The sequence below is a fragment of the Rothia sp. HMSC061C12 genome (genome assembly GCF_001815755.1).
Taxonomy (GTDB): domain Bacteria; phylum Actinomycetota; class Actinomycetes; order Actinomycetales; family Micrococcaceae; genus Rothia; species Rothia mucilaginosa.
The window spans coordinates 300,974-307,877 of sequence record NZ_KV821867.1 but is presented as its reverse complement, the minus strand read 5'-3'; the positions used below and the strand labels follow the sequence as shown (position 1 = coordinate 307,877).

Sequence of the window (6,904 nt, the reverse complement as noted above, 5' to 3'; positions counted from 1 at the left end):
GCCCGGTGACGAAACCGCTTGCGGGTCGCGTGGGAGCCCGTATAGTGGGAACTATCGGCGGTACCGCACACCGCCCGCGCCCTAGCAATAGTGCCGTATAAACGGTACCGGGGGAGTGAGCACCGCTGATACCCACCACACAACCACCGACAGTTCACCGGCAACTTTCCATACACCCCCATGTACCCGGTGAACCGACCACGAGCTAAGGACAACGATGAGCCAGCCGAACTTCCCGCCCGCCCGACTCTTTGACGCTTTCGCCAAGCCCGCCTCCACAGAACAGCCCGCGAAGAAGGGCCTGCTCGGCAAGCTGGGCCTGGGCGAGTCCTCCGAGGAGGACAACTACACGACCGTCATGCTGGTCGGTTTCAACTCCGCGAAGGAACCCCCGGGCAACGGCGAGGACGCCCTCGACGTGATTCACCGCGCGTTCGACCCGTGCGATGAGAGCCCCGGCTTCGACATGGACGACTTCTACGACTATGCTTCCGTCGCCCCGCAGTTGCTGAACAATGACGACTCCGAATCCACGGTTCTGGTGTGGCCCAAAGTTTTCTACAACATGGTCACCATCCCGGAGCGCCGCCTGCGCCTGCTCGTAGTGACCGGTCCCGCCCCGAGCCTGTGCCTGCAGCGGTTCATGACCCGCTTCTTCAAGTACGTGAAGAAGCTCCACGTGGACCACGCGATCTTCGTTGAGACCTTTGAGGATCAGGTGGCGCACACCCGCCCGTACCCGTACACGCTGACCACTTACGACGAGAAGCTGGCGGCTATCCCCGGTATTCTGCACGAGTATTTCACCGGTTCTACCTCGGTGACGATGGCGATGTCTGCGCTCGCCGCCGAGCACGGCCTGCGTTCCTCGGTCATGCTGCGTATGAGCATCCCGGGGTATCTGAGCTTTGACCAGCAGAACCCGCGCGCGGTCGTGAGCCTGATCGAGGCGCTGGAGGTCATCCTCGGCATTAAGGTTGAGTCGGAGGAGTACGACCGCCTGCGTACCCACGCTGATGAGTGGGAGGCGGAGCTCGCCGAAGAAATGGCGAAGGACTACGAGAAGGTTGAGCTGGTGCGTGAGATTGAGCAGAAGATGGATTCGACTCTGCGCACTGTCTCCGGTGAGGTGATTGCCGAGGATATTGAGGGCTACCTGGATTCCCTCAGCGGCGCCTCCGAGGGCGTAAATCCTGCCGATGATGGTGCAGGATCCGCGGAGGATTCTTCGGAACGTTAGGTCCGTTCGCACATATGGCGCGGGTATGGGAAAATGATAGGTAACTATGCCCATACCCGCAGCCAGCATCTCGAAAGGATGATGTGATTGGCCCCTATGTCGAAGAACCCGCCCGTTCCGGCGGCGACCGACCCCGCGATTATTCGCAACTTCTGCATTATCGCCCACATTGACCACGGTAAGTCCACCCTCGCAGACCGTATGCTGCAGGCCACCGGCGTGGTTGCCCCGCGCGATATGAAGGCGCAGTACCTGGACCGCATGGACATTGAGCGTGAGCGCGGTATCACCATTAAGTCTCAGGCTGTGCGCATGCCCTGGGATGTTGACGGCACCTCCTACGCGCTGAACATGATTGACACCCCCGGCCACGTGGACTTCACCTATGAGGTGTCCCGCTCCCTGGCTGCGTGTGAGGGTGCGCTTCTGCTCGTGGACGCCGCCCAGGGTATTGAGGCTCAGACCCTGGCGAACCTGTACCTGGCGATGGAGAACGACTTGACCATCATCCCGGTGCTGAACAAGATTGACCTTCCCGCGGCTCAGCCCGATAAGTACGCTGAGGAGCTGGCGAACCTGATTGGTTGCGAGCCGGACGAGGTTCTGCGCGTATCGGGTAAGACCGGTGAGGGCGTTGAGGCGCTGCTGGACCGCATTGTGGAGGCGATTCCCGCCCCGCAGGGTGACGCATCCGCCCCGGCACGTGCCATGATTTTTGACTCGGTGTACGACTCGTACCGCGGCGTGGTCACCTATGTGCGTGTTGTGGACGGTAGCCTGCAGCCGCGTCAGAAGATTAAGATGATGTCCACCGGCGCTGAGCATGACCTGCTCGAAATCGGCGTGATTTCCCCTGAGCCTGTGCCCTCGAAGGGCCTGGGCGTGGGCGAGGTGGGCTACCTCATTACCGGTGTGAAGGACGTCCGTCAGTCCCGTGTGGGTGATACCGTTACTTCCGCGGCGAAGCCTGCGCAGGAGTCCCTGGGCGGTTACGAGGACCCCAAGCCGATGGTGTTCTCTGGCCTGTTCCCAATTGACGGTTCGGACTACCCGGCGCTGCGTGACGCGCTGGATAAGCTGAAGCTTAATGACGCCGCGCTGATTTACGAGCCGGAAACTTCTGCCGCTCTGGGCTTCGGTTTCCGCTGTGGCTTCCTGGGTCTGCTGCACCTGGAGATTGTGCGTGAGCGCCTGGAACGCGAGTTCAACCTGGACCTGATTTCGACCGCGCCGAACGTTATTTACGACGTGGTGGATGAGGCTGGCAACGCTAAGCGTGTGACCAACCCGAGCGAATTCCCCGAGGGTAAGGTCGCAACCATCCGCGAGCCCATGGTGGCGTGTACGATTATTGCCCCGAGCGAGTACATTGGCGCGATTATGGAGCTGTGCCAGGCTCGCCGCGGCCAGATCGGCGGTATGGATTACCTCTCCGAGGATCGTGTGGAGATGCGTTACCGCCTGCCCCTGGCAGAGATCGTGTTCGACTTCTTCGATCAGCTGAAGTCCCGCACCCGCGGTTACGCCTCGCTGGACTGGAAGTTCGATGGTGAGGAAGAGGCTGACCTGGTGAAGGTCGACATCCTGCTGCAGGGCGAGAAGGTGGATGCGTTCAGTGCCATTACTCACCGCGATAAGGCGTACTCGTACGGCCTGATGATGACTTCTAAGCTGCGTGAGCTGATTCCTCGCCAGCAGTTTGAGGTGCCGATTCAGGCGGCTATCGGTTCGCGTATTATTGCCCGAGAGAATATTCGCGCGATGCGTAAGGACGTTCTTTCGAAGTGTTACGGTGGCGATATTTCGCGTAAGCGTAAGCTGCTGGAGAAGCAGAAGGAAGGCAAGAAGCGCATGAAGATGGTCGGTCGTGTGGAGGTTCCTCAGGAAGCCTTCATTGCGGCACTGTCTTCGGGCGAGGAGAAGGAAAAGAAGAAGTAGCCTTCCGCTGCTGTAGCTTTTCCGGCTGTGTGCTGACCTGATTGAGCGGAGAACCCGGCTGGTGCCTCGTGTACCGCCGGGTTCTCTGCACGCTGTCTGTTGATACACTGCCCGTTGATACGTCGCCTGTCGATGCCACCCGCGTAGCCGCATGCGCGGTGCCCATATTTGATTCCCCCAACCGCCACACCTAGTTCCAGGAGGCAGAATGCCCGCCCAGCCCACCGGCGCCCCCGCACCCCGCGACGGGCGCATCCCCGCCACCAGCGCGGCAGGATGCGAAACCCGCGACTTCAGCCTCTACGTACACATCCCCTTCTGCTCCGTACGCTGCGGCTACTGCGACTTCAACACCTACGCCACCGAAGACTTCGGCGACGGCATCGGCCTCGGCACCTACGCCGCCGACGCCATCGCAGAAATCCTCTTCGCCGCCCGCACCCTCGAAGCATCCGGCGTCGCAAAACGCCCCATGCACACCGTCTTCTTCGGAGGCGGCACCCCCACCAAACTGCCCGCCCGCGACCTCGTACGCATCCTGCAGGCAGCCATCGACGTATTCGGCCTCGTCGAAGGGGCAGAAGTCACCACCGAAGCCAACCCCGACTCCGTGACCCGCGAGGACCTGCAGACCCTCAAGGACGGCGGCTTCACCCGCGTATCCTTCGGCATGCAGTCCGTCGTGCCCGAGGTGCTACAGGTACTCGACCGCACCCACACGCCGTCGAACGTGCCGAAGGTCGTCGCCTGGGCTAAGGAGGTTGGCCTGCAGGTATCCGTGGACCTGATTTACGGTTCGCCGGGGGAGAGCCTGCAGCAGTGGGAGCAAAGTGTTCGCGCCGCAATTTCCTACGAGCCGGACCATATTTCCGCGTACTCGCTGATCGTGGAGGACGGCACCAAGCTTGCCGCGCAGATCCGCCGCGGCGAATACACCATGCCCGACGAGGACCTCATGGCGGACATGTACCTGCTCGCCGAGGAGCTGCTCACCGAAGCCGGCTACAACTGGTACGAGGTGTCCAACTACTCGCGTAGCGAGGACACCCGCAGCGACCACAACCTTGCCTACTGGCGCAACCAGGACTGGTGGGGCATCGGCCCCGGCGCACACTCGCACGTGAACGGTACCCGCTGGTGGAACGTGAAGCACCCGGTGCCCTACGCGCAGAAGGTGCGTGCGGGGGAGTCCCCGGCGGCGGCACGTGAGGTGCTGGACACCGCCACTCGTGCTTTTGAGACGATTATGCTCATGATCCGTGTGCGTGAGGGCTTGGCGATGTGCGAGCTGCTCGCGGTGCACGATGAGGCGCAGCTGGGCGCCTCGTTGCGCTGGCTAGTTTCTCAAGCTCTGATTGAGCCTGATGCTTTGAATTCTCAAGCTGAACCTGACCCTGAAGCTCACGTGCGACTGACCCTCAAGGGCCGCCTTCTGGGCGACGCTGTGACCCGTGAGCTGCTCCCGGAGGTCTCAGAAGAGCACGAGGAACACTAAGAAGCATTGGTCTGACAAGGGGCTTTTCAATCGGGGCGGCGTTCCGGTTCTGGTCTGTCGCATCTCCACTTGATGCTTTTCTCTAACACTGCCTGCGAATGGCGTGCGCCCCGGTATTGCCGTAATATTTCGGTGATTTCGGGGCGTTTTTGCAGGTCTCAAAAAACTTTTAAAAAAATTTTTCGGGGCTGTTTGGAGGGACTTTGGGGGAGCATCACACCTTACACCGGTGTGCTAATTGTTCGCATTTGTGCTGGACTAGCCGAAAGAATTTTCCACTCCTTCATGCCGCTTTTGGGATGCGTATTTTTCGATTATTTTCCTTAGAAAAAATTCTCCAAAACACCCAATTTCAAGTTGTGGTTGAAGGTTACGCTGTGCCATAATAGGTCATGGCAGGACGGTATATGTCTAACAGCGTGTTCTCGTCTTTGCTGAAGTTGAGTGAATACGGTTGTGGGCTCCTGGTAACAGGGGCCCACGATCGTTTAACAACGATTATCTACAGCACCATTTGGTAGAGTTTGCAGTAATTCACGCGCACTAAGCAAAGAAGCTCCACTTAAACGTAGAACGCCCCGCACACAACGTGCGGGGCGTTCATCGTAAAAGCCATCAGCGCGGTTTAGGACCGGCAGTTCTTAGGACTCTGCGGATTCTGCGTTCTCGGTGGAGTAGAAGCGGTCCAGCAGGCGCGGGTTCATGCGGTAGCTGTACGGCTCACCGCGGTTCACCTCAATACCGGCACGCAGCGACGCAATAGCCATGAACAGCCACACGAGCGCACCCAGAACCATGGCGATGTTGCCCATGCCGGGCAGGAACGACACAACCCACAGCGCGACCAGAGCAATGGAGGGCAGGAGGGTGAAGTTCATTGCCTCGCGAGCCTCCTGCTCAGCGAAGGGCGCGTTATTGCGGCTGACGTAGAAAACCGCAGCGGAAGGGATGATGCCGAGAATGCCGCCGAAATGCGCGAAAGTCGCACGGTTGCGGTCCTGAATCACGCTAATCTTACGGGTTTTCTGAGGCCCGGTTGCCGGGCGAACATCGTTAGTCACGAAAATCCTGGTTCGATAGAAGTTTCTTGTGGTGATCACCTAAGCCGGTGGATCTGCCCTCCGAGGAGGTGAATCGTTTGAGCGGTGGTGACCTAAGAGTGTAGTGATGGTGCAACATAAACCCACAGGGTCAATGCCACATGCTCAACTATTGTACCGCTTTAGGGGACGAAACCCACAGGATAATGCCCTCGAGGGAAAGGTTCTGAGCAAATTCACACCTGCGCCCGCAGACGGGGGCGCAATAGCGGGTTTCCGTGTGGTTAGGCACCCGGCTCGGTGAGAAAATCGATGAGCGATTCGACCGGACCGAGCAGCGTCGGATCCAGGTCAGCGTATGAGTCAACGCGGGAGAGAATATGCTTCCACGCCTGCGCCACATCCGCTTGCGTTTCGTGCGGCTGACCCAGACGACGCAGCGTGCCCTTCTTGAAGTCCTCACCGCGCGGAACCTGCGGCCACGCCTTCAAACCCAGCACCGAGGGCTTGACCGCCTGCCAAATATCGATGAACGGGTGACCCACGATCTTCACGTGCCCGGCGGCACCCGGCACGGCAAGCGCCTCGGCAACAATGCGCTGCTCTTTCGTGCCCTCAATCAGGTGGTCGACCAGAATACCCAGGCGGCGGCCCGGGCCCGGCGCGAACTCACGAATAGCGCCGGCAAGATCATCCACGCCGTGCAGCGGCTCCACAACAATGCCCTCAACGCGCAGATCGTGGCCCCAGACCTTCTCCACGAGCTCGGCGTCGTGCAGACCCTCAACCCAGATGCGGGAGGCGCGCGCCACCCGAGCCGGGGCGTTCTTCACCGCGATAGAACCGGAACGAGAAATCGTGCGCTTCGGCTCCTTCGCCGCCACCGGGGCGACAATCTCAACGGGCTCACCCTCAATCAGGTAGCCCGGACCCAGCGGGAAATTCTTTACGCGACCCTTCGCGTCTTCGAGTCCGAAGAACAGGGCACCGCCGATGCGTTCAGCCTTCACGACCTCACCCACCCAGCCGTTAATATCCTCAATCAGCAGGCCGCGGCGCAGCGGCACCTTACGTGGGGCCGGCGCCTGGCGGCTCATGCGGGCGGCGTTTAGATCCTGGGCACCCCAGCCGTAGGGGGAGTGGTGGGTACTCAACGTATTCTCCTTTGGGGCGGTAGGGGCAGCAGAGCCA

Annotated in this window: 5 protein-coding genes; 3 read left to right on the top strand and 2 right to left on the bottom strand. The window is 60.3% G+C overall.

What is annotated here, in order from left to right; translation table 11 throughout:
- Positions 1 to 217 precede the first annotated feature (217 nt).
- The 3 genes from HMPREF3055_RS05715 to hemW all read left to right on the top strand — a co-directional run bounded on the left by HMPREF3055_RS05715 (position 218) and on the right by hemW (position 4,673).
- The gene (locus HMPREF3055_RS05715; RefSeq protein WP_070738455.1) at positions 218 to 1,240 is read left to right on the top strand and encodes a PAC2 family protein; all 1,023 of its coding nucleotides are present in this window, start codon (positions 218 to 220) and stop codon (positions 1,238 to 1,240) included.
- 96 nt (positions 1,241 to 1,336) lie between these two features.
- Positions 1,337 to 3,178 (top strand): translation elongation factor 4, encoded by a 1,842-nt coding sequence (gene lepA, locus HMPREF3055_RS05710; RefSeq protein WP_371260509.1) that lies wholly within the window; start codon positions 1,337 to 1,339, stop codon positions 3,176 to 3,178.
- Between the two features lie 208 nt (positions 3,179 to 3,386).
- Positions 3,387 to 4,673, top strand: coding sequence for a radical SAM family heme chaperone HemW (gene hemW, locus HMPREF3055_RS05705; protein ID WP_070738453.1), 1,287 nt, complete (start codon positions 3,387 to 3,389; stop codon positions 4,671 to 4,673).
- Positions 4,674 to 5,314: 641 nt separating this feature from the next.
- On the opposite strand, the gene HMPREF3055_RS05700 is transcribed toward hemW, so the two are convergent.
- Positions 5,315 to 5,734, bottom strand: a complete 420-nt coding sequence (locus tag HMPREF3055_RS05700) for a DUF4870 domain-containing protein (RefSeq protein WP_005508694.1) — start codon at positions 5,732 to 5,734, stop codon at positions 5,315 to 5,317.
- 263 nt (positions 5,735 to 5,997) lie between these two features.
- Positions 5,998 to 6,867 carry a DUF3097 domain-containing protein gene (locus tag HMPREF3055_RS05695; protein WP_070629734.1) on the bottom strand — a complete coding sequence of 290 codons (870 nt, stop codon included), beginning with the start codon at positions 6,865 to 6,867 and terminating at the stop codon, positions 5,998 to 6,000.
- Between the last annotated feature and the right edge of the window lie 37 nt (positions 6,868 to 6,904).